The organism is Thermostichus sp. OS-CIW-29 (assembly GCF_054058195.1).
The window spans coordinates 18,852-39,725 of record NZ_JBSSAB010000021.1; the positions used below are offsets into that span (position 1 = coordinate 18,852).

A 20,874-nucleotide genomic window follows, 5' to 3' on the forward strand; every position below is an offset into this window, starting at 1 on the left:
GCCACCCGAGGCTATTTGTCAAGGCACATAATCCAACACATGATAAAGAACCCTAAAGGAATCTCACAAAAACCTACAGGGCCCCTCAGAATACCTGCTCCACCTCCAAAATATCGGGAATGCTCTCCCGCAACTTGCGCTCAATGCCCATCTTTAGAGTCATGGTCGAGCTGGGGCAGGCTCCACAGGCCCCCTGCAAGCGCAGCTTGACCACCGGGCCATCGATTTCCACCAATTCCACATTGCCCCCATCGGCCATCAAGTAAGGACGCAGCTCGTTCAGGACTTTCTCGACGTTCTCGGTATTGAGTTCCAGTGCTTGTGCCATGGTTGCTTTTAGCCTCGTTGAGATTTGGATTGTAGCGGTTTCTGATACATTCACGCTGAACTCTCCTGAACATGGTTCAGGAAAGAAGCGATCGCATCCTGCCTATCTCTGTTCGCGTCAGCGGGACGGAGTCCAAGCAGGAAGGCGGTATCCCGCAAAGCCCTGAGGAATACCCCCCGAGCGCTTTCCCCCTTCACTTCCCGGCAACCGTTGCGGTGGACTCAAGGATCAGGGGGAAACTTGGTCTACTATATCCCTCTCAATGACTTTTGCCAAACCGCCTAAAGCTCAGTAAATTCAGCAAAGTTCAGGGTTTTGGGGGTTAGAGGCATGCTCCACAGATCCCTCAAGCTGGCAAGGGATCGCTATGATTTCAGCATAGTCTGAATCCTTCTGGGGGAGGGCTGGCTTGGTTGTCCGGATCCCTCCAACACCAGACGACTAGAATGAGTAGGGAGCAGATTTGCCTATTCCCAGCAGCATCACCCACTCAGCAGGGCCGTCTTTATTTCTTATGCTAGACGCTTTACTGATCGCGATCTTCATGTTGGCCGGGGCTGGTCTCGGGTTTTACGGCCTGGATTTGCTCCCTCCTGCCGCCATTCAGGGGGCCAATGTGGAAGGAGCCCGTGTCGTCACCAGCGGCTTTGGCGTGCTGGCAGGACTGGCTTTGGGATCCCTGGTGCGCTGGAGCTACCGTCGCTTCGAGGCCAATGTGCGCTCCTTGCCGCCGGACGTGTTGATCAGCCGCTCGGTGGGGTTGGTGATCGGCTTGGTGATTGCCAATCTGGCCATGGCTCCTGTCTACTTGCTGCCCCTGCCCCCCCAACTCAATAGGTTCCTCGAGCCGCTGGCTTCGGTCTTTTTCAGCTTGGCCTTTGCCTATCTGGGGGTCAGCCTGGCCGATACCCACGGCCCCTCGCTGCTGCGGCTGTTTAACCCCAACTATGCTTTGCAGGCAGCCCTCTGGGCGGAGGGCAATGTGGTGGCTGCCACGGCCAAGGTTTTGGACACCAGCTCCATCATCGATGGCCGAGTGGCTCAGTTAATCGAGACAGGTTTTTTGGAAGGAACCCTGGTGGTTCCTCGCTTTGTGCTGACGGAATTGCAGACCATTGCCGACAAAGCCGATGCCCAAAAACGAGAGCGGGGCCGCAAAGGCTTGGATACCCTGCAGTCTTTGCGAGAGGCCTACCCCGATCGTTTCGTTATTCACGAAGCCAACTATCCAGATCTGACCACTGTCGATGAAAAGCTGGTGCGCCTCACCCAAACCGTGGGGGGAACGCTGCTTACCACCGATTACAACCTGAAGAAGGTGGCGGCTCTGCAGGGGGTCAAGGTGCTGAATGTGAATGAGTTGGCCGAGGCGCTGCGGCCCATCTATGTTGCCGGCGACAGCTTTGATATCAAGATCACCCGCGAAGGAAAAGAGCCAGGTCAAGGGGTGGGCTACTTGGAAGACGGCACCATGGTGGTGGTGGAAGAAGGGCAGCGCTCTGTGGGCAAAACCCGCTCTGTGGTTGTGACCAGCGCCATTCAAACCTCAGCAGGCCGCATGATCTTCGCCCGCCTCAACAAGGACTCTGCCCCACTAACCCGCCCGGCCTCTGATCCGGCCAGCCCGGCTTCCTCTGGAAAAACCTGAGTTTTGGCCTACGTTCCCCTAGCGCAATGGTGGTCTCCTCCCCCATGGATGTGCTCCGACCCACTCCGATGTTCTACACGCAGGATCGCCAGAGGCGCTTCTGGAGTTTTTACTGGGAAGATGCCGAGAAATATGGCATCCACCCTCAGCACATCGTGAGCGGACAGCAAATCTGGGAGGTGGCCAACGCTGGAGAGTACGAAGCCAAGCTCAACCAGGTCTTTGCAAGCGGGGATCCCCTCTCCTACGAATGTCAGGTGCTCTCGCCCCGCTACAAGTTGCATCTGCATCTTTCTCTCAACCCTGTACGGGACACGGAAGGGGAGGTGGTGGCGGTTGCGGCAGTGGGCAAGTTGCTGGGGGCTACGCCTTTTGCGTTGGCCGGAGGAACCAGCAGCCCCAACAGCCAGCCCCATGCTCTCCCGGCCGATCCGGTACAGGGGATCACGACGCAGTTGGTGCGCAACATCCGGCATTCCCTCGATATCCGGCAACTGTGCCAGCAGACCGTGGAGCAGTTGGGGCAACTGTTTGAGGTAGATCGCTGCCTGATGGCCCTCTACGAGGTGGGGCAAGACTCCCTCACGGTCAATGCCGAGTACCGCCGCCATCCTGGGGATCCCTCCCTGCTCCACCAGACCCTGAAGCTGGCAGATTACCCCCATTTGTTGCAGGCCCTCAGACAGGAAGAACCGGTGGAGGCGGGGCGACATCTGGCCATTGCCATGTCTTACCAGGGCTACGCCAACAGCCTGCTCTGGCTGGAAATGCTGGATCCGAACAGGGTTCCTGTTTGGCAGCCAAGCCACATTCAGGTACTCCAGAGCATTGCCACCTACCTGGGCGCAGCCATTGCCCACGCCATTTTGCTGGATCAAAGTCGCCAACTGGCAACCCGCTTGCAGTTAGCCAACCAAACTCTGCGCCAGAAAAATAAGGAGCTGGAGCAGGCCCGTGCCCAAGCGGAATCGGCCAACCAACTGAAAAGCCAATTCCTGGCCAACACCTCCCACGAGCTGCGCACCCCTCTCAACGGGATCATCGGCTTTATCAAGCTGGTGCTGGACGGGATGGCCGAAAACCGCGAAGAGGAGCTGGACTTTTTGCAAGAGGCCTATCGCTCTGCCCTGCACCTGCTGGCCCTGATCAACGATGTGCTGGATATTGCCAAGATCGAGGCGGGCAAAATGCAGTTGGAGTTCCAGCCCTGCGACCTGCGAGCCTTGTTTAAGGATGTGGAGGCCAAGACCAGCTTGCAGGCCAGCCAAAAGGGCTTACAACTGAGCTTTCACTTGCCCAACACTGCAGATCAGATTTTGCTCTTGGGAGATTATCAGCGTCTGTTGCAGGTGATGCTCAATTTGGTGGGGAATGCCATCAAGTTTACCCCCAAAGGCTCAGTAACCGTGCGGGCGGATATCCTGCCCGGCAACCCGGGTTTGGCCCGCATCCGCGTCATCGACACCGGGATCGGGGTATCGCTGGAAAAGCAGCAGAAGCTGTTTCAGGCTTTCACGCAGGTGGATGGTTCCACCACCCGCCAATATGGAGGAACCGGCTTGGGCCTGGCCATCAGCCAACGCCTGGTGGAGGCGATGGGAGGGGAAATCAATTTCTACAGCCTGGGCGAAGGGCTGGGATCCACCGTCACCTTTACGGTGCCCCTCTACCGCAAGCCGCTCCTGAGCGGGGATCCGAACCCAGAGGCGCTCCCTGCTCAACCCGCCCGAGATAGACCTGAGGATGCGGATCCCAACTTGATTTCTGTTCCCAACTCAGTCCAGCGATGACCCACCCGGCCATTTCTCCTTCAACCGCTCTGGGTACCTCTCAGTTGCGGCGCAGCACTGCGCGAACATTCCCCCATGCCCTATCCTCGTAAACGGTTTGGTCAGCATTGGCTCAAGGATCCCGCTGTTCACGAGGCGATTGTGCGGGCTGCCCAGTTGAATGATCTAGAGGGAGACGCGGATCCCACTTGGGTGCTGGAGATCGGCCCCGGCACCGGCCAACTGACGCGGCGATTGCTGGCCCAGGGTGTCCAGGTGGTGGCGGTGGAGATCGACCGGGATCTGTGCCGACTGCTGCAAAAACGGTTCGCCGGCCAACCCCGTTTTCACCTGCTGGAGGGAGATTTTCTCCGCCTGCCGCTGCCTCCTCAACCCCGCCTGCTGGTGGCCAATATCCCCTACAACCTGACCGGCCCCATTTTGGAAAAGGTGCTCGGATCCCCGGCCCAGCCGGTTCGGCAGTTCGAGCGCATTGTCCTTCTGGTGCAAAAAGAGCTGGCCGAGCGCTTGCAGGCCGGCCCCGGCAGCAAAGCCTATGGTGCTCTGAGCCTGCGGACGCAGTATTTGGCCGATTGCGAGCTGATCTGCAGGGTGCCCCCCACCGCTTTCAAGCCCGCCCCCAAGGTGGAATCTGCTGTGATTCGCCTCACCCCCCGCCCCGCCCCCACCCCCGTCCGGGATCCCTGCTGGTTTAACCACCTCCTTCGACAGGGGTTCTCCACCCGCCGCAAGAAGCTCGTCAATGCCCTGGGAAGCTTGGTGGAGCGAGAGGTGGTCGCAGCAGCTTTGGCTCAGCTCCGCCTCAACCCCGATGCCCGCGCCGAAGAGCTGGCCCTGCCCCACTGGCTGGCCTTGAGCGACCTGCTGCTGGAGAAAGCGCCCAAAAGGGCTGTTGTTCTTCAAGAGGGGCAGGAACCGGGGTAGGGTGAGAGAGGGAAGCTCAGTTGGACGAACCCAAACATCCTCTGGGGTTTTTGAAGTCCCTTCCCGATCTTGTTCTGGATCCCTTTCGTCAATGCAGGTGCATCCATGCAAAGCAACCAAGGCAAGCAAATCCTCTTGACCGGCGGCACAGGCGGGCTGGGTTTGGGGGTGGTTCCCGTGGTGCTGGCCAGCGGAGCAGAGCTGACCTTGACCTATCGCCAAGAGAAAGATCTTGCCATTTTGCGGGAGCGACTGCCGGCCAATGCTCTGGATCGGGTTCGCTTTGTGCAAGTGGATTTAACAGATGAGGCGGCGGTTGCCCGCGTCATTGCCGACCTACCCCGCGTAGATGGGCTGATCCACCTGGTGGGGGGCTTTGCCATGGGCCCCACCCACGAGTACAGCTTGGCGGACTGGTATCGCGACTTCGACCTCAACCTCACCACCACATTCCTGACCTGCAAGCACAGCCTGCGCAGAATGTGGCAACAGGGCTATGGGAGGATTGTAACGGTGGGATCCCGAGGAGCGGTGGAGCCGGGCCCGCAATTGGCCGCCTACTGCGCTTCCAAAGCAGGGGTGGTGGCCCTGACCCGTACCATTGCCGCCGAAACCCAAGGCACCGACATCACAGCCAACGTCATCCTGCCCAGCATCATCGACACGCCGGCCAACCGAGCTGCCATGGGATCCGAGCAAGCCGAGCTGTGGGTAAAGCCAGAGTCCATCGGGCAGGTGATCGCCTTTTTGGTCTCAGAAGCAGCGCGGGATCTGCGAGGGGCGGTGATCCCGGTGTATGGCAACGTCTAGGCAACTGGTTGACCAAGCCATGAGCCGCCATTCATGATACAGAATATGCACTTATCCCTATCCAGTTCTTTTCCATGCTGAAGCGATTATTCTTGGGTGGTTTGCGCCGGCAAATCGGTCGCATTGAGGTGGCAGGGGCCATTGATGGCAAAACTCGCGAGCGGGTTCTCAAGGCCCTGAAAGAGGTGGAAGAAAACCAGATCCCTGCTGTGGTGCTGCGCATCGACAGTCCAGGCGGGACGGTGGCCGACTCCCAAGAAATCTACAATGCCCTCTTGCGTTTGCGAGAGAAAAAGGGCACCCGTATTGTCGCCAGCTTTGGCAACATTGCTGCCTCTGGGGGGGTTTATATTGCCATGGGAGCCGAAAAAATTGTTGCCAACCCAGGAACAATCACCGGTAGCATTGGTGTGATCATTCGAGGCAACAATATCGAACGCCTCCTGGATAAGGTGGGGATTTCATTTAAGGTAATTAAGTCTGGCCCCTACAAAGATATTCTCTCGTTTGATCGCGAGCTGACCCCAGAAGAGCGAAACATCCTGCAAGAGTTGATCGACATCACCTACGGCCAGTTTGTGCAGACGGTTGCTGCTGCCCGCAAGTTGAGTTTGAATGTGGTCAAAACTTTTGCCGATGGCCGCATTTTCAGCGGAGAGCAGGCCCTCCACTTGGGTGTGGTGGATCGCTTGGGCACAGAGGAAGATGCCCGCCTTTGGGCGGCAGAGCTGGCCGGTTTGCCGACGGATGCGAAGTTCTACGACCTGCTCCCCCGGCGCAGAGGTTGGTCTCGGTTTTTGCCGGCAGCAGAAGCCTTGGCCCGTCTGCAGTTTGAAGTGAGCACCTCGGGCTTGCCCCTGTGGCTTTACACAGGTTCTTGAGGCAGTTCGCGAACAGCTATTCCGGGAAGTTTAGCGTTCTGTACCGCACAGCCCCCACCCCCGGCCCCTCTTGCAGAGGGAGAGGGAGTTTAACTAAAGTAGCCCAACTCCAATTGCCGGGCCAGATCCAGCAGCCGGTGGGCCAGGGTTGGCTTGGTTGCCAATGGGATCCGCTCTGGACTTCCCTGCTGGGGGATCCAATAGCCTTGGTTGTGGCTGCTGCCAAAGCCGCTATCCGGTTGGTCGATGGGGTTGGCCACAATGGCATCCAAGCCCTTCTGGCGGAGCTTTTCTCTGGCCGGCGGCAAGGGATCCCCACTTTGGGCGGCAAAGCCGATGAGGCGTTGGCCAGGGCGTTTGTGGCGGGCCAGAGCTGCCAGCAGGTCAGGGATCGGCTCCAACGGCAACATCTGGGGTAGATCGGCTTTGGGCAGCTTCCCCGCGTAAACCTGAGAGGGGCGCACATCCCCCACAGCAGCAGCCATCCACAAGAGATCCGCCTGGGGAAATTCCGCCTGCAAAGCCGCCTCCAGTTGGGCTGCCGTCTCCACCGGAATGGCCCGAATGGCGAAGGGCGCTGGATCAAAAGGGATCCCCAACGGCCCATGGACCAGCGTCACTGTCGCCCCCCGGCAGGCTGCCGCCACCGCCAATGCCACGCCCATCCGACCACTGGCCGGATTGCCGATAAAACGCACCGCGTCGATGGGCTCCCGTGTACCCCCCGCCGTCACCAACACCCGCTTGCCCTGCCAATCTTTTTTCCCCCCTGTCCAGAGCAAAGCCCGCACATACTCCTGCAGGGCCTCCGGCTCCAACATGCGCCCTTCCCCCACCGCATCACAGGCCAGGCGGCCACTGGCCGTCGGCAAGGCCCAAAAACGGGGATCCTGGTGTAGCCGCTGCCAATTCTCGGCCACCTTCTCCGCCTTCCACATCTGCGTATTCATAGCCGGTGCCACCGCCACCGGACACCGGGAAGCCAAAACCACATTGGTGAGCAAGTTATCCGCCAGCCCATGAGCCAACTTGCCCAAGGTGTTGGCCGACAAGGGTGCAATGAGGAGAGCCTCCGCCCATTCCCCCAACTCGATGTGCAGCGGTCGTCCTCGTGTTGCTTGCCAAAAGGCGGCATCCGTAAAAGCCGGCTGGCGGGACAAGGTGGCAAAAGTCAAAGGAGAAATAAAATGTTCCGCAGCTTTTGTCAAAACCACCTTGAGCTCTGCTCCCTGCTGCACCAGAGCAGACACCAAAGCTGCCGTTTTGTAAGCAGCAATCCCCCCGCTCACCCCAATGAGGAGACGCCGCCCCGACCAAAAGGGATCCATATTGAGTGACACGCAAACAGCCTTGTTTCCAGTTTCCCTGCTTTTGCTCAATTCCGGCGGCAAAGCGGGGATCCCTCGCCCAAAGATACTTTGACTTGGACGGATGACCCTGTCGAGAATAGGGCCTGAGAGCCTATCATTCCCCATTTCAGCCAAAGTCTCCCCCATAGGTTCTGGCCTTCAGAGGGAATTCCCCACTGCTGTTTTGCGCAACCACCCCTCAGATCCCATTGCAGTCGCGCACTCATTCCCTCTAATTAAGAAGAGTTGGATCAAACTCTATTGCAATCGCTGTTTGTTTCTGGCTACACTAACAGTTGTCCCTAAAACCATCTCGATATGGCTACAACCAGTAAACCAAAACCACTCACTGGCCAAGAGCTCCTCGACAAGGTAACTTCAATGGGAAATGCGGATCGCAAGGAAAAAGCTCGCGCCTGTGGTTATGTCACCTACACCAAGAATGGTCAGGAGCGAGTGAATCTGATGCAGTTTAACAACGCCCTGTTGAAGGCCGTTGGCGTGGATCTCGGCGCTAGTGACGAAAATGGATCCCGTGGCCGCGCTCCTACCTTCCGGGTTTCGGTTCATAAGAATGGCAATCTCCTGATCGGAGCTGCCTACACCAAGAAGATGGGCCTCAAGCCCGGAGATGAGTTTGAGATCAAGCTGGGCCACCACAACATCAAGCTGGAGCGGGTCAACTGATTTGCTGCCTCCCTGTGCCGCTTTTCCCTGCTGGTGATCTCATCTCAGCCAGGGTAAAGCCCTCGGTATTCTTTTTAGCCCTCAGGGGCCTGGGAGCAGCGACTTCTTCCTTTCGCTCCGGTGTTTATTGTTTCTCTACTTTTCAAACAAGGGATCCTCATGATCCGCTGGGGATCCCTGGCAGTTTGTACCTCATCAATGGCTGAAGTGTGGGCAAGTTCGCTATTCTGACAACAGTTGAATTGAGTCTGCAACAATGAACACTCCGACTGTGCCAAATGTCTTTCGCCATTGGCGGCGGTGGCGAACTTGGGCGGGGCTGTTGTTGTTGGCAGCAGCGTTCTTTGTCATCGAGTCTCATCGGCAAGTTTGGCCTCAGTCGAATGCTTCTCAAAGTCAGGCATTTTTGGAGTGGGTGTCTTCCCAGCCTACTCCCGAACAGCAGGATGTTTTTGTGGATGGAGTCATTCGGCTGCAATTCAATCGGCCACTGGATCCCAATCTACAACGTCTGGCGGTTCAGTTGGATCCGCCGGCAGCGGTTATTTTTGATGTGCAGGGAGACGAGTTGTTGCTTAAGCCTCGGGATCCCTTGCGCTTTAGCACCCGTTACACCCTCACGCTTTCTCCCCAAGAGGGGCTGCCCCTCGAGCAGGCCATTCAGCTGAGTTTTCGCACCGAACCGCAATTTACCTACGAACGGGATGTCAAACCGCTGCTAGAAGCCAGTTGTGTGGGTTGCCATCAGCCGGCAGGACGGCAGCGCACCCAGTTGCTGGACAGTTATGAGGCCACGATGGCCTATGTCAGGCCAGGGGATCCCAATAGCGAGTTGATCAATCCCCGGTGGACGAGCCGCCACGCCTACATCCTCAACGCCATTAACCCCAACCGCCCCCAAGCTCGCGGCGGATCCCCTGAGATTGCTTACATTCAAGCTCGCGGGCTGCCCCTGTCCCGTCTGGGCTTTTGGACGCCGGAGGAAGTGGAGATCGTCCGCACCTGGATTGTGCAGGATGGCGCCCCCCGCACCAGCGCCCGCTTACAGATGGGCAAGTAAACTACCCGACCCTGACTGCTTCGCAGTACAGGGCGGGCTTTCGGTAGCCCTGCAGTTGGCAAGCCAACCACGAACCTCTAGGCTGGTTTACAGCAGCCCCCAAAAGCGCAATCACATTCGCACCATTCAAATCCGCATCCCCTTCCCATCCACAGTGTCCACACTTAAACTTCTTTCCACTGCGGTAGGATTGCGCAGGGTCGGGATGAATGTGCAAACACCGGTGGCAGGTCTGCGACGTGTAGGCAGGCGGCACCAGAATCAAAGCAACCCCCGCACGCAGAGCCTTGTACTCCAAAAATTGACGGAGTTGATAAAACGCCCAGTTGTTGGCCCGTCTACGCTCTGTCTTGCTCCGTGGCTGTTGATTAACCCTTTCCCGGATCCCTGTCAGGTCTTCCAGAGCGATAGCACTGTTGGTAGCTTTTGCCCTGGAGACAATAGCTTTGGAGATGCGATGATTAACCCACGCTTGAAAGCGTCTCTCCTTGCCAGACAGCCGTTGCAGCAGTTGACGGCATCTGCGCCGCGAACTGCGTGTGCCCTTACTGGCTTTGCGTTGGAGTACCGCCCTCAACCGGGAGTAGTGGTCGCGGACTTTGTTCAACTGCTGTCCATTCCAGTTATCTCCTTCCGATGTATGAGCAATATCCGTCCTTCCCAAATCCACGCCCAGCACTCTATCCGTGCCTTGCGGTGGGGATGGCTCCGTTTCCACACAGATTTGAATGGAGTAGAAACCGTCTTTGCGCTTGACCAGAGTGGCAGATTTGGGATTGGAGCCTGCCAACTGTTCTCTCTGGTAACGGCCAATCGCCAGCTCAAAGCGCTCCCGACCCTCCACCGTGGTCAGCGACACCGTCCAGTCTTTTTGACGGAACGAAAAGATACGGGCGTCGTAGGTAACAAAGCCGCTCTTAAACTCCTTGACGGGACGCTTTTTCTGCTTAGCCACTTTGCGGGAACCCGCTACCCGTCTGCACACCTGTTGAGCCAAGTTACTGGACAAGCCAAACCGAGCGCGAATCTGGTAATAGCAAAGGGACTGGAGTTTGACTGCGTTGACTACTTTTTCTGGTGTGTTTTGGTTGACCCAGTTCAACGCCTGCACAAAGGCATCCATTGTCGCATCCAACTTTGCGGCCTGCGACTGGGACACCTTGAGCTTGCAGGAGACGGTCAGGACTTGGGTCATGGTTCTATCATAACTTCCGCATTCCTCCCGACACTGACCCTACGGGTACAGTGCGGGGCTCCTGCGATTTCTAGCTGAATAAGGCATCTGGAACCCAACCCCCACTGCCATGACCCCTCCTCAACCTTTGGCCACCGTGATTCAGGGATCCCTGAGTCGAGGGCTGGAAGCTCGCCTCAATCCCGGTGTCTCGGTAGAAGACTTGCGGGTGGGCAAATTCGTGGTGATCCAGGGGCAGCGCAACCGCTTCTTTGGCCTGCTTACTGACGTTACCCTAGAAACCAGCAACCCCCAAATTCTGGTCAATCCCCCCCGCCCGGAAGAGACCTTGCTGCAGGAGGTGCTGGCCGGTACCGGTACCTATGGCATTATTGCCCTCACCCCGATGCTGATGTTGGTGCCGCGGCAAACGGAAGGGGAAAGGCTGTATCCCCTGGTCAATCCCGAACGGCCAGAAGCGTTGGCAGCTCCCCTCGGCCAAGAACCCCCTTCCGCTGGCGCCATGGAGCTGCTGCCCGTGAAAACAGTGCCCGCCCATTTTTCACAGGTGTATGAGGCACGGGAACTGGACTTTCGCACCGTCTTCGGTTGGGAAGATGACCCGGAGCGGCGCAACTTTGCTATCGGCCAGCCCCTCGACATGGCTGTGCCCATCTGTTTGGACTTGGATCGCTGGGTGGAGCGCAGCAACGGCATTTTCGGCAAATCGGGCACCGGCAAGTCCTTTCTAGCCCGCCTGATCCTGGCCGGTATCATCCGCAAACGGGCGGCGGTGAACCTGATCTTTGACATGCACTCCGAGTACGGCTGGGAGGCGGCCAGCGAAGACAAGCACGCCACTACTGTGAAAGGCTTGCGGCAGCTCTTTCCCGGTCAGGTACAAATCTATACCCTGGATCCCGATTCCACCCGGCGGCGAGGGGTGCGGGATGCGCAGGAGCTCTTCATCGCCTACAACCAGATCGAGGTGGAGGATCTGGCCCTGTTGGCAGAGGAGCTGAACCTATCGGAAGCCAGCCTGGAAAACGCCATTATCCTGCGCAACGAGTTTGGCCGCGACTGGATCGGCCGCCTCTTGAGCCTTTCCAACACCGAGATTCAAGAGTTTTGCGAACAGAAAATGGGCAACAAAGCCTCGATGATGGCCCTGCAGCGCAAGCTCACCCGCCTTGACAACCTCAAGTACATCCGCAGCACCCTGCCCCACAACTACATCGGCCAGATTTTGGATGCCCTCAGCCGCGGCATTCACGTGGTTATCGAGTTTGGATCCCAGTCCAACTTGCTTTCCTACATGTTGGCTGCCAACGTCATCACCCGCCGCATTCACCAGGCCTACGTACATCAGACGGAGCGGTACTTGCAATCCAAAAATCCCCTCGACCGGCCCCGTCAACTATGCATCACCATTGAGGAGGCCCATCGCTTTTTGAATCCGCGGGCGGCCAAGCAGACCATCTTCGGCACCATTGCCCGCGAGATGCGCAAGTACTTTGTCACGCTGCTAGTGGTGGATCAGCGCCCTTCCCGCATCGACAGCGAGGTGATGTCGCAGTTGGGCACTCGCATTACGGCACTCCTCAACGACGACCAAGATATCGAGGCGGTGTTCACAGGGGTGGCGGGTAGCCAGAACCTGAAAACGGTGTTGGCCAAGCTAGATTCCAAACAACAGGCCCTCCTTCTCGGCCACGCCGTGCCTATGCCGGTGGTGGTGCAAACCCGCTCCTACGACCAAAGGTTCTACGCCGAGATCGCCGACCCCGACTGGTCGCAGGCCGAAGATGCGGAGGTGCTCCTGGCCGCTCAGAAGGCCAAGGAGGAGCTGGGACTTTAGGGAGAGCTCCCCCAAAGTCCCGTCATCAAGCACAGCAGCAAGCACCGCAGGGGGGGGAAGGCCATCATCCCTCTCAGGATCCACCGCCGCATAACCACTACGGGCCAGTAGGAGTTGGAGAAAGTGCGGGTGAGCAGATCCGTGAAGAGCAGCACCACCCAGTTTTCCCAGCGGCGACGGCGACCGTAGCGGCGCAGGACTTTGACATCTCCCAGATCCTCATGCCGTCTCCAGGCGTCTAGGAGCACCTGGGCCAGGGCAGCGGCGTCGCGGATGCCGAGGTTGAGCCCTTGGCCAGCCACCGGATGGCAGTGGTGGGCGGCATCTCCCACTAAGGCAAGACGATGCTGATAGTAGCGGCGGCTTTGCCGTAGGCGAGCCGGGAAAACCTGGGGCCGGTTCAGCAAAGTGAGCTGGCCGCTCTGACCGCCGTAGTAGCGCTGCATCTCGGCCAAGAAGTCGGCCTGAGGAAGGGCCAGGGTGGCTTTGGCCTGCTCGTGGGGCATGATCCAGACCACCTGACAGCGGTTGCCGGGCAGGGGCAAGATGGCGAAGGGGCCGGCAGGCCAGAAGCGCTCGTAGGCAATGTTTTGGTGGTCTTGGGAAGGGGCCACCAAGGCGGTGATGCAGGACTGCCAATAGTCCCAGCCGTCGCTAGGGATCCCTGCCCACTGCCGCACCTGGGAGCGCAGGCCGTCGGCGGCGACCACCAGGGAGGCCCGCAGTTGGCGACGCCCCTGGGCCGTTTCCAGCTCTACCTCGGCTGCAGCCTTCCCATAGGTTACGCTCTCCACCTTGGCTTCGTAGTAGCAGCTAATTTTGGGATCGGCAGCCACCTGCTCCTGGAGCGCCTGCTGCAGCCAGGCATGCTCGCCACAGTAGAAAACTGCCGCTTCCCCCACATCCTCCGGTCTAAACGTCACCCGCTGGGGAGCGTTGGCGTCGGTTAAAATCACCTGAGCAAAGGGCGTAATGTGGGGAGCCAGCGCCTCCCACACCCCGACGGCCCGGAAGATGCGGATTGACAGCGGCGAAAGGGCATAGGCCAGGGGGCGCTGTTTGACTGCCTCAGCCGACTGGGCCTCAATGAGGGCCAACCGCAGGCCGGATCCCCGCAGGGCACAAGCTAGGGTTAAGCCCGCGATGCCTCCGCCGACGATAATCACGTCGTAGAGGGCTGCCAAAGTATCCGGAGTGGGAGCAAGAGTTGTCATCTCTCTTATTCTCCTATTGGCTGCTGTGGGCAACCACTTCTGTGCGGGTGGAGTCTGCCGACGTGGCGGCTCGCACGGCCCGGAACATGCCAAAGCGACACAGCCCTGTGCCGAAAGCCAGGCGCATGAGCAAGAAAGTGGGCACCTCCCGTAGCGACTTAATCAGGCCCACCAAGCCAAACTTCAGCAACCCTTCGGGACGGACAATGCCCTGCCAGATGGAATCCAGCCAAGAGGGAAGGGTCTCCTGAGTCCAATCGGCGGTTTCCACTCGTCCTGCCACCAGCCCGGTAGCCTCCAACTGCTCGGCAAAGCCTTCGATGCTGGAGAAGGAAGGGTGTGACCATTGATCCAACAGTTGCCGCATCACCAGCCGCTCCCAAAAGTTCAGGGGCTTTTGCCGGTCGTCCCGCTGGTTCCAGTCGGCCACCACCAGGATTCCCCCTGGCTTCAACACCCGCAGCATCTCTTGGGCATAGCGGGCCTTGTCCGGCATGTGGGGCCCTGCCTCAATGGACCACACCACATCGAAGCTGGCATCGGGGAAGGGCAGATCAAGGGCGTCGGCCACCCGAAATTCAACTTTGAGATCGGGGGGGGTCAGCTCCTGTGCCCGCTTCACCTGCTGAGGACTGATGGTGATACCGGTTACAACAAAGCCGTAGTCGCGGGCCAAGATGCGGCAGCTCCCACCAATGCCGCAGCCCACATCCAACACGGTTGTCCCTGCAGGCAGTCGATCCAACCCGCCCCAGCGCACCATCTCGTGGACAAAGTCGTGCTTGGCCTGCAGAAAATTTTTTCGTTGGGGAGGAGAGCCGTAGTGGCCTAGGTGAATGTGTTCGCCCCAGTAAAACTCTAGGATCCCATCCCGAGTCCACTCGTCGTAAGACTTGGCCACGGAAGCGGGAGACTCGTATTTGCGAGCAGTCAACAGATAGGCTGCCAAGCCTACGGCCAGCAGCACAGCTATGCCCAAAGCCCAAAAGATTGGATTCATCGGATCAACCATGAAGTTTCTATGAAGTCCCTCTGCGTGGTGGCAATCATTGTCGGTTGGATAGCGCAGCCCCAGGCGGAGTGCTTTCCGGTATGGGGCCAGCCCAGCAAAGGCGCAATCCCATCTTGCCCCATCTGCTGGCTCAAGGAAGAAGTCTAGGATCCCGGCAAAGGGCAGCTGGGCGAGATTTTCCAGCACCCATTGGGATTGCTGCGATCGCCTGCTGGGCCGGGGCGGCAACCTCAGTAGCAGCGGCTGCTCCCTACCAAAGGTTGGCGGCGTAGCGAGCAGCTCCCCTCAGCCCCACCTGCGCGTTCACCACCACCTGCACCGACAGTTGCTCCAGGAGAGGACGCATCCGCCCTTTGTCCAAAAACGAGGACAAAAACTCCCCTTGATGCAGTAGGCGCAAGAGCTTGGGCGCGATCCCCCCGGCGATGAACAGGCCCCCGCGCGGCAACAGGTGTAGGGCAAAGTTCCCGACTGCAGCCCCGTACAGGCTGATGAAAAGCCGCAGACACTCCACCGCCAGGGGATCCCGTGCTTCCATGGCAGCATTGGCAATTTGGGCTGCCGGGTCAATATGCTTAGCTCCCTTTTCCCAAGCCTCAATTTGGGCCAGCAGCTGTTCTTCTCCTGAGCCCCACTGGCTATCCCGCAAAAATTGATAAATGGCAACGATCCCCTGCCCCGAGACCACCCGCTCGGTGGAGACACGTCCGTGCCGTTTTTGCAAATACCTCAATAGCTCCCACTCCAGAGGGGTGCGCGGGGAAAAGTCCACGTGACCGCCCTCGCTGGCATGAACTTGGTAACCCCCTTCTCCCCAGGTAAGGTAAGCCTGCCCCAAACCCGTGCCTGCTCCCATCACGCCAATCGGAGCCCGCGGTTGACGCTCACCCACTTGCAAGGTGTCCAGATCCTGGTCGCCGAGGGCAAGCACGCCATACCCCACAGCGCTGAAGTCGTTGATCAAGGCTACGCGCGGGATCCCCAGCTCTGCGGCCAATTGGCTCGACTGCAGATCCCAGGGCAAGTTGGTCACTTTGGCAGTCTGTCCCTCAGACCCTGAGCCCCTTGTTTCCATGACGGGGCCGGCCACTGCAAAACAGGCGGCAGCAGGCTGTGGATCTCGCCCCAGCTCCCGCCGAGCCTGGGCCAGAAACTCTCCCACCATTGGGGCGAGGTTGGCGTAATCTTGGCTGGCATAGCGGCAGTGGTAAAGGCTGTGCTCGGGATCCTCGGCATTGACAAGGCTGAGGCTGGTTTTGGTGCCCCCGATGTCTCCTGCCAACAACAAGTCCATACGGTTTCCTCCGGCCAGCACCTCCTTCCCACCCTGACATCTCTGGAGAGAGAATGCCAGGCCCCCAAGGCTTCCCCGCTCCTGCTGGGGAGAAGAGGGAAGGGCAAAGAAGGTGCTATGTTAACTGATGTAAAGGTTTTTAATATTGCATTTTGTCTTCTACACCTTTTTTACCCCCTCTCCAAGATGAGCCTCTGCTGTCCTCTGAGCGTTTGGCCGGGCTGGATCCCCACCCTCTCTCGGTTCAAAGGCGTTTCCGATCCCACCATGCCATTGGGGGAGTGGCAGCTCTGCTCGTGAGTCTGCCCGTTTTTGTGCAAGCGCCCCTGGTGCGGTATGCCCCTTGGGTCAGCTTGGTGATGTCTTTGGGCTGGCTGGGCCTTAGCTTGCATCTCTACTCCCAGCCCCGTACCCGCCTGTGGGGAGATTTGCTGTACGGCTTTACCCTGACTTGGCTGGCAGGATCCCTGTATTGGGGATGGCTGCGCTTTGAGCCTCTTTGGCACATGCCCATGGAAGCCTTGGGGATCCCGATTGTCTGGTGGGGGATACGGCGACGGTTTGCCCGCATCGGTACCTGGTTTTATCTCGGCTCCCTGTGGGGTACGGCGGTTACAGATCTCTACATTCACTCGGTGGGGCTGCTGCCTGAGTGGCGGCAGGCGATGCAGTTTGACCGGTTGGAGCAGGCGGTTGTCCCTTTTAGGGCGGCCCTCGACAAAATGGCTACCCCCTGGGGCCTGGGTTGGGGCATCGGCTTGGGCCTTCTGTTGCTGGGTGTTGGATTGTGGAGAGTCCAGGGATCCCGCCGCTTGCACCATTGGGCATTTGCGGGAGCAGTGCTGAATACCCTGTTGGTGGATGGGCTATTTGGCTGGGGGGCAGCTCTGCTGCGGTGAGCTGGGACATCCCCATAACTCTGCTTCAGGTGGGAGTAGAAGTATTGGTAGGGCTGGGAGCTCCATCGGACTCCGTCCTGCCAACGTCGGCGGCAGCAGGTGCAGTTGCCGGCAGTGTAGGTTCTGGCCCAGCAGGAGGCAACTCCGGTGCCGGTGCGGGCTGAGGCAGAAAGTCGATGACCTCCCAAGTCTTGGAATCCGGTGAGCTGTAGGCCAGCAGCCACCGTTCGGGCACGGTTTTGACGCGGTCGGGCGAGCGTTGTGTAGCAACAGTTTGTGCCTTTTGGTGGGCCAGGGTGATCTGGAAGGGATCCCCTTTGCGGCGATAGGGGCGGCGGGATCCCGGCGGATGCACGATTAGGGTGTAGGTGCCGCTGAGGTGATGGCCTTCCAGGGTTTCTCCTGAGACTAACAGCAAAGGTTCACGGCGATCCTGGCGGATTTTCACATCCTGCAATTCCAGATGTGCCGACAACCGGTCGCTGCCCACTAAGGATCCCACCGGCCCGGACAAATGAGCGATCTGATAGGCGAGGGCCTGCTGCACAATCGGCTTTGGCGGTCTAGGGCCGCAGCCGGCCAGCAGCCCCACCAGCACAATAGCCACAAGGCTAATCGTGCCCCGCAGAACCGATCCCCTACAACTCCACCCCAGTTTTGGCATCGCTTCCCCTGAGGCCATCAGACGGTAACTAAGGTGGGGTGTTGCTTCAGGTATTCCGTATTCACGCCGGACTCGCGGGTGAGAGCCACCAGGCCGGTACGGGCGATCTCACGGATGCCAAAGCTGGTCAACATCTTGATGATGGCCACCATTTTGCCGGGATCCCCGGTTACCTCGAGAGTCAAAGACTCCTCCGCCACATCCACAATCCGGGCGCGAAACATTTGGGCCACATCCATAATGGCGGAGCGGGTATCGGGGCTGGCATTGACCTTGACCAGCATCAGCTCCCGTTCCACGCAGGGAACATGGGTGATATCGGTAACTTTCAGCACGTCGATGAGCTTGTAGAGCTGCTTCGTCATCTGCTCCACATCGTGTTCATCTCCCTGCACCACCATGGTGATGCGAGAGATCCCCGGTCGTTCGGTGGGGCCAACGGTGAGGCTGTCGATGTTAAAGCCGCGACGGGCAAACATCCCCGCAATGCGGGTTAAAACGCCAGGCTGATCCTGCACGAGGGCGCTGAGGGTGTGTTTCACGGCAACCAGAGGATAGAGAAAAAGCTGAGAAGAGGTTGGGGAAGCACCTGGGAATAACAATACCCTGAGGAAATTTTACGCCAACTTTGCCGGAATGTTTTTCGCATTGCTCCGGTCGGAGCACAGCTGCAGAGCCGGCGCCCTAGAGAAAGACAGCGCAGCCGTTAACTCTCCAAAGACCCGCGCGTAACCCCCAATTGGCTGTGTAGCTTCAGCTCCTGCCACAGTTGGGATCCGCTGAGTTGACCTTGTAGGAGTTGCTGATAGCGGTGCAGGGTTTGTTGGATCTCGGCGGGGGATTCATGCAAAAATTCGATGCGCAGATAGCGCAGGCCCAAGGCCAATAATTTCGGCACATATTCTGCCCCCGTTTGGGCCTTGCCGTTGTAGAGGGTATTCCGACAGCCGGCATCGGCCTTCAAAATGTGCTCGACATTGGCCCTGTCCCTCAGCTTCACCTCGTGTTTTTCACATGGGCGACCACAATTGGTGTAATCCGTTCCGCTGGATAAAAAGGCGCAAAAGACGCAGTGCTCCATGTGGAACAGGGGCATATGTTGATGAAGGGTAACCTCATACCTATGGGCGGGGCCGGCTTGCAGCAGGGATCCCAGTTGCTCGTGGTTGAGGTCATAGGAAGCCGTCAAGCGCTCTAGGTTGTAGCGGGTTTTGAGATAGTGGGCCGTGATGGGATTGGCCACATTCAAGGAAAAATCCCCAATGCAGCGCTGCCCGGCAAAAAAACGGAGATGGTCGTAATTTCTCACCAAGTAGCCATCGGCTCCGCCGACCAACACTTGCTTTAGGATCCAGGTTTCTCCTGGCTTGGTGATGCGGGGCGGAGCGACCCACAGTTCCACCTCGGGATGGGCGGCTTTGGTTGTGCGGATCACCTCCCGATAGCGGCGGGGATCCTCAAACTCCAGATAGATCTGCCTAATACCGCTGGCTATCGCCGCCGGCAGTTGCGCCGGATCCCGCACCAACACCACCAACTGCGGGGATCCCCTTTCGGGCTCCTCCTGAGAAGGCACCAGATCTTGCCAGCGAGCTTCGGGATTGAGTTGCCAGCGCGGGGGCTGAGCTCGCAGAGCTTGTAGGCGTTCCACCGCTTGTCGGCGCATCTGGTTGAGCAGGCTCACCGGCAGCATTACCTCCCCCTGCAAGGCATTGTGCAGGGATTCCAATTTGAAGGGGGTGGAGCCCAAACGGCCCAGTTGCTGTCGCAGTTTTTCGGTGGTGAGGGGTTGGCGGTGGGCAGCTTCCAGGGGCAGCGGCGAATCCACCTGCACCGTATGACCTTGCTCATCCCGCAGGATCAGCGTCAGCGGGGATCCCACTTGGCCGTGAACCTCCATGTGGACGGGCCGCTGAAAGCGGGGGTGATCCCCGGCGTAGCTTTGGCGCAGGCGCTTTTCCAGTTCCGGGTCGCTGGTCTTCCAGAGGCGATCCCCCACCCGCAGACGTTTGAGATCAATGACCCCCTCTCCGAAGCTGAGCCAGGCCAGCCCCTGCTTCTCTTGCACCCGGTAAACCCGTCCCCCCTGCTCCGGTAACTCCGGCTGCCCCTGGTCAAACACCACGCCATCCCCGGCTTTGAGGGGTGCCTCCAGCCGGATCCCCACCTGATCCTGTTGGATCCCCACCACCTGCCCCAGGTAAACCCCCCGTTTCTTGCCAAACCGCGCGTGCACCAGCTCCTGGTTGTTGATGCCCCGCAGCCAGCCTGTGTAGAGCCCGCGAGAAAAGCTCATCTCCAGCTCGTAGCGTTCCTGTTGCGAGGGCTGCCACGGCTGTCCCACCCCCAGCGCATCCAAGGCCTGCCGATACACCCGCGTTACATTGGCTACATATTCTGGGGATTTCAGCCGGCCCTCAATTTTCAGACAGCGGATCCCCAGCTTCACCAGCTCCGGTAGCACCTCCAGCCCGGCCAAATCTTGAGGGCTGAGCAGATACCGCTTCTCCCCCAAGTCGCGGCGGATCCCGTCTACCACCAGCTCATAGGGCATGCGGCAGGCTTGGGCACATTCCCCCCGATTGGCCGAACGCCCCCCCAGCGCCTCGCTGGTCAGACATTGCCCCGAGTAGGCCACGCACAACGCCCCATGCACAAAGACCTCCAGAGATAGGGAGGATCCCTTCTCTTGCAGATAGGCCTGGATCTGGGCGATTTCCTGGAGGGAACATTCCCGCGCCAGCACCACCACCTCACAGCCCAGCTCAGCGGCAAACTCCGCTCCCACTCCACTGGTGATGGTCATTTGCGTGGAAGCATGGATGGGGAAATCGGGGGAAAGATGCCGGATCAGGCGGGCGATGCCAATATCCTGCACAATCACCGCATCCACCCCCGCCGCAATCATCGAGCGGATGTATCCCTCGGCTTCCGTCAGCTCCCTTGGAAAAACCAGAGTATTCAAAGTAACATAGCCCCGTACCCCCCGCCGGTGCAGCCAGGCCATCAGTTCCGGCAAATCCGCTTCCGTAAAGTTGCGGGCGCGCATCCGGGCGTTGAAGCGCTCCAGCCCAAAGTAAATGGCATCGGCTCCGTTTTCCACTGCCGCCTTGGCACACTCCCAATCCCCCGCCGGGGCCAGCAGCAGGGGCAACTTGGTGGTCAGAGGCGGCGCCTCAAAGTGATCCGTTTCCGCGAAATCTATCCCAGCAGCTTTCATCGGAAGACAGCCCCACAAAGAGAACAAGGGATCCTTTCCCATTCAAAATCAAAAAACCTGAG

18 protein-coding genes are annotated in these 20,874 nt (G+C 58.9%); 9 read left to right on the top strand and 9 right to left on the bottom strand.

The genetic code is table 11. The annotated features are described in order from the left end of the window. Positions 1 to 85: 85 nt before the first annotated feature. Positions 86 to 328, bottom strand: a complete 243-nt coding sequence (locus ACVWZJ_RS08660) for a NifU family protein (protein WP_011432622.1) — start codon at positions 326 to 328, stop codon at positions 86 to 88. A gap of 514 nt (positions 329 to 842) precedes the next feature. Here ACVWZJ_RS08660 and ACVWZJ_RS08665 point away from each other — a divergent pair. The 5 genes from ACVWZJ_RS08665 to sppA all read left to right on the top strand — a co-directional run bounded on the left by ACVWZJ_RS08665 (position 843) and on the right by sppA (position 6,381). Further along, positions 843 to 1,976 carry a PIN domain-containing protein gene (locus tag ACVWZJ_RS08665; protein WP_457387685.1) on the top strand — a complete coding sequence of 378 codons (1,134 nt, stop codon included), beginning with the start codon at positions 843 to 845 and terminating at the stop codon, positions 1,974 to 1,976. 44 nt (positions 1,977 to 2,020) lie between these two features. Further along, entirely contained in the window at positions 2,021 to 3,766 is a 1,746-nt protein-coding gene (locus ACVWZJ_RS08670) for a sensor histidine kinase (protein ID WP_457395807.1), read from the top strand. Between the two features lie 75 nt (positions 3,767 to 3,841). Then, complete coding sequence (rsmA, locus tag ACVWZJ_RS08675) at positions 3,842 to 4,690, top strand: 16S rRNA (adenine(1518)-N(6)/adenine(1519)-N(6))-dimethyltransferase RsmA (RefSeq protein ID WP_414428018.1); 849 nt, start codon at positions 3,842 to 3,844, stop codon at positions 4,688 to 4,690. A gap of 105 nt (positions 4,691 to 4,795) precedes the next feature. After that, positions 4,796 to 5,500: a 3-oxoacyl-ACP reductase FabG gene (gene fabG / locus ACVWZJ_RS08680; protein ID WP_414522981.1), complete on the top strand. Its 705-nt coding sequence runs from the start codon at positions 4,796 to 4,798 to the stop codon at positions 5,498 to 5,500. 74 nt (positions 5,501 to 5,574) lie between these two features. Continuing rightward, on the top strand, positions 5,575 to 6,381 hold the full coding sequence (gene sppA, locus ACVWZJ_RS08685) for a signal peptide peptidase SppA (protein ID WP_011432617.1): 807 nt from the start codon (positions 5,575 to 5,577) through the stop codon (positions 6,379 to 6,381). 89 nt (positions 6,382 to 6,470) lie between these two features. Here sppA and coaBC read toward each other — a convergent pair whose 3' ends face one another. After that, positions 6,471 to 7,709 (bottom strand): bifunctional phosphopantothenoylcysteine decarboxylase/phosphopantothenate--cysteine ligase CoaBC, encoded by a 1,239-nt coding sequence (gene coaBC, locus ACVWZJ_RS08690; RefSeq protein ID WP_414344656.1) that lies wholly within the window; start codon positions 7,707 to 7,709, stop codon positions 6,471 to 6,473. Positions 7,710 to 8,048: 339 nt separating this feature from the next. Here coaBC and ACVWZJ_RS08695 point away from each other — a divergent pair, with 339 nt between their 5' ends. Both ACVWZJ_RS08695 and ACVWZJ_RS08700 read left to right on the top strand, forming a co-directional pair. Continuing rightward, positions 8,049 to 8,417, top strand: a complete 369-nt coding sequence (locus ACVWZJ_RS08695) for an AbrB family transcriptional regulator (protein WP_011432615.1) — start codon at positions 8,049 to 8,051, stop codon at positions 8,415 to 8,417. Between the two features lie 256 nt (positions 8,418 to 8,673). After that, positions 8,674 to 9,477, top strand: a complete 804-nt coding sequence (locus tag ACVWZJ_RS08700) for an Ig-like domain-containing protein (RefSeq protein ID WP_071818150.1) — start codon at positions 8,674 to 8,676, stop codon at positions 9,475 to 9,477. A gap of 1 nt (position 9,478) precedes the next feature. On the opposite strand, the gene ACVWZJ_RS08705 is transcribed toward ACVWZJ_RS08700, so the two are convergent. Further along, entirely contained in the window at positions 9,479 to 10,672 is a 1,194-nt protein-coding gene (locus ACVWZJ_RS08705; protein WP_011432612.1) for an RNA-guided endonuclease InsQ/TnpB family protein, read from the bottom strand. A gap of 109 nt (positions 10,673 to 10,781) precedes the next feature. Here ACVWZJ_RS08705 and ACVWZJ_RS08710 point away from each other — a divergent pair, with 109 nt between their 5' ends. Continuing rightward, complete coding sequence (locus ACVWZJ_RS08710) at positions 10,782 to 12,509, top strand: helicase HerA domain-containing protein (RefSeq protein WP_011432611.1); 1,728 nt, start codon at positions 10,782 to 10,784, stop codon at positions 12,507 to 12,509. Here ACVWZJ_RS08710 and ACVWZJ_RS08715 read toward each other — a convergent pair. The 3 genes from ACVWZJ_RS08715 to ACVWZJ_RS08725 form a co-directional block, all read right to left on the bottom strand. After that, on the bottom strand, positions 12,506 to 13,723 hold the full coding sequence (locus ACVWZJ_RS08715) for an FAD-dependent hydroxylase (RefSeq protein WP_011432610.1): 1,218 nt from the start codon (positions 13,721 to 13,723) through the stop codon (positions 12,506 to 12,508). The two genes, ACVWZJ_RS08710 and ACVWZJ_RS08715, sit on opposite strands and share 4 nt — an antisense overlap. A gap of 13 nt (positions 13,724 to 13,736) precedes the next feature. Further along, positions 13,737 to 14,723: a methyltransferase domain-containing protein gene (locus ACVWZJ_RS08720; protein WP_457395811.1), complete on the bottom strand. Its 987-nt coding sequence runs from the start codon at positions 14,721 to 14,723 to the stop codon at positions 13,737 to 13,739. A 262-nt stretch (positions 14,724 to 14,985) separates the two neighbouring features. Continuing rightward, positions 14,986 to 16,029, bottom strand: a complete 1,044-nt coding sequence (locus ACVWZJ_RS08725) for a glucokinase (protein ID WP_414344654.1) — start codon at positions 16,027 to 16,029, stop codon at positions 14,986 to 14,988. 152 nt (positions 16,030 to 16,181) lie between these two features. On the opposite strand from ACVWZJ_RS08725, the gene ACVWZJ_RS08730 reads away from it, so the two are divergent. Continuing rightward, positions 16,182 to 16,928: a DUF3120 domain-containing protein gene (locus ACVWZJ_RS08730; protein WP_457395813.1), complete on the top strand. Its 747-nt coding sequence runs from the start codon at positions 16,182 to 16,184 to the stop codon at positions 16,926 to 16,928. 25 nt (positions 16,929 to 16,953) lie between these two features. Here the strand turns inward: ACVWZJ_RS08730 and ACVWZJ_RS08735 are convergent, their stop codons facing one another. The 3 genes from ACVWZJ_RS08735 to ACVWZJ_RS08745 form a co-directional block, all read right to left on the bottom strand. Continuing rightward, positions 16,954 to 17,535, bottom strand: a complete 582-nt coding sequence (locus tag ACVWZJ_RS08735; protein ID WP_187147264.1) for a hypothetical protein — start codon at positions 17,533 to 17,535, stop codon at positions 16,954 to 16,956. A 74-nt stretch (positions 17,536 to 17,609) separates the two neighbouring features. After that, entirely contained in the window at positions 17,610 to 18,134 is a 525-nt protein-coding gene (gene ilvN / locus ACVWZJ_RS08740; RefSeq protein ID WP_011432604.1) for an acetolactate synthase small subunit, read from the bottom strand. Between the two features lie 164 nt (positions 18,135 to 18,298). Further along, positions 18,299 to 20,812 carry a DUF3656 domain-containing U32 family peptidase gene (locus tag ACVWZJ_RS08745; protein WP_457395815.1) on the bottom strand — a complete coding sequence of 838 codons (2,514 nt, stop codon included), beginning with the start codon at positions 20,810 to 20,812 and terminating at the stop codon, positions 18,299 to 18,301. Positions 20,813 to 20,874: the final 62 nt, after the last annotated feature.

Bases quoted from the DNA above. Each gene is read 5' to 3' on its own strand.
- ACVWZJ_RS08745 (WP_457395815.1), bottom strand. From the start codon at position 20,812: ATGAAAGCTGCTGGGATAGATTTCGCGGAAACGGATCACTTTGAGGCG.
- ACVWZJ_RS08700 (WP_071818150.1), top strand. From the start codon at position 8,674: ATGAACACTCCGACTGTGCCAAATGTCTTTCGCCATTGGCGGCGGTGG.
- coaBC (WP_414344656.1), bottom strand. From the start codon at position 7,709: ATGGATCCCTTTTGGTCGGGGCGGCGTCTCCTCATTGGGGTGAGCGGG.
- ACVWZJ_RS08670 (WP_457395807.1), top strand. From the start codon at position 2,021: ATGGATGTGCTCCGACCCACTCCGATGTTCTACACGCAGGATCGCCAG.
- ACVWZJ_RS08725 (WP_414344654.1), bottom strand. From the start codon at position 16,029: ATGGACTTGTTGTTGGCAGGAGACATCGGGGGCACCAAAACCAGCCTC.
- ACVWZJ_RS08720 (WP_457395811.1), bottom strand. From the start codon at position 14,723: ATGAATCCAATCTTTTGGGCTTTGGGCATAGCTGTGCTGCTGGCCGTA.
- ACVWZJ_RS08705 (WP_011432612.1), bottom strand. From the start codon at position 10,672: ATGACCCAAGTCCTGACCGTCTCCTGCAAGCTCAAGGTGTCCCAGTCG.
- ACVWZJ_RS08710 (WP_011432611.1), top strand. From the start codon at position 10,782: ATGACCCCTCCTCAACCTTTGGCCACCGTGATTCAGGGATCCCTGAGT.
- fabG (WP_414522981.1), top strand. From the start codon at position 4,796: ATGCAAAGCAACCAAGGCAAGCAAATCCTCTTGACCGGCGGCACAGGC.
- ACVWZJ_RS08665 (WP_457387685.1), top strand. From the start codon at position 843: ATGCTAGACGCTTTACTGATCGCGATCTTCATGTTGGCCGGGGCTGGT.
- ACVWZJ_RS08660 (WP_011432622.1), bottom strand. From the start codon at position 328: ATGGCACAAGCACTGGAACTCAATACCGAGAACGTCGAGAAAGTCCTG.
- sppA (WP_011432617.1), top strand. From the start codon at position 5,575: ATGCTGAAGCGATTATTCTTGGGTGGTTTGCGCCGGCAAATCGGTCGC.
- ACVWZJ_RS08715 (WP_011432610.1), bottom strand. From the start codon at position 13,723: ATGACAACTCTTGCTCCCACTCCGGATACTTTGGCAGCCCTCTACGAC.
- rsmA (WP_414428018.1), top strand. From the start codon at position 3,842: ATGCCCTATCCTCGTAAACGGTTTGGTCAGCATTGGCTCAAGGATCCC.
- ACVWZJ_RS08695 (WP_011432615.1), top strand. From the start codon at position 8,049: ATGGCTACAACCAGTAAACCAAAACCACTCACTGGCCAAGAGCTCCTC.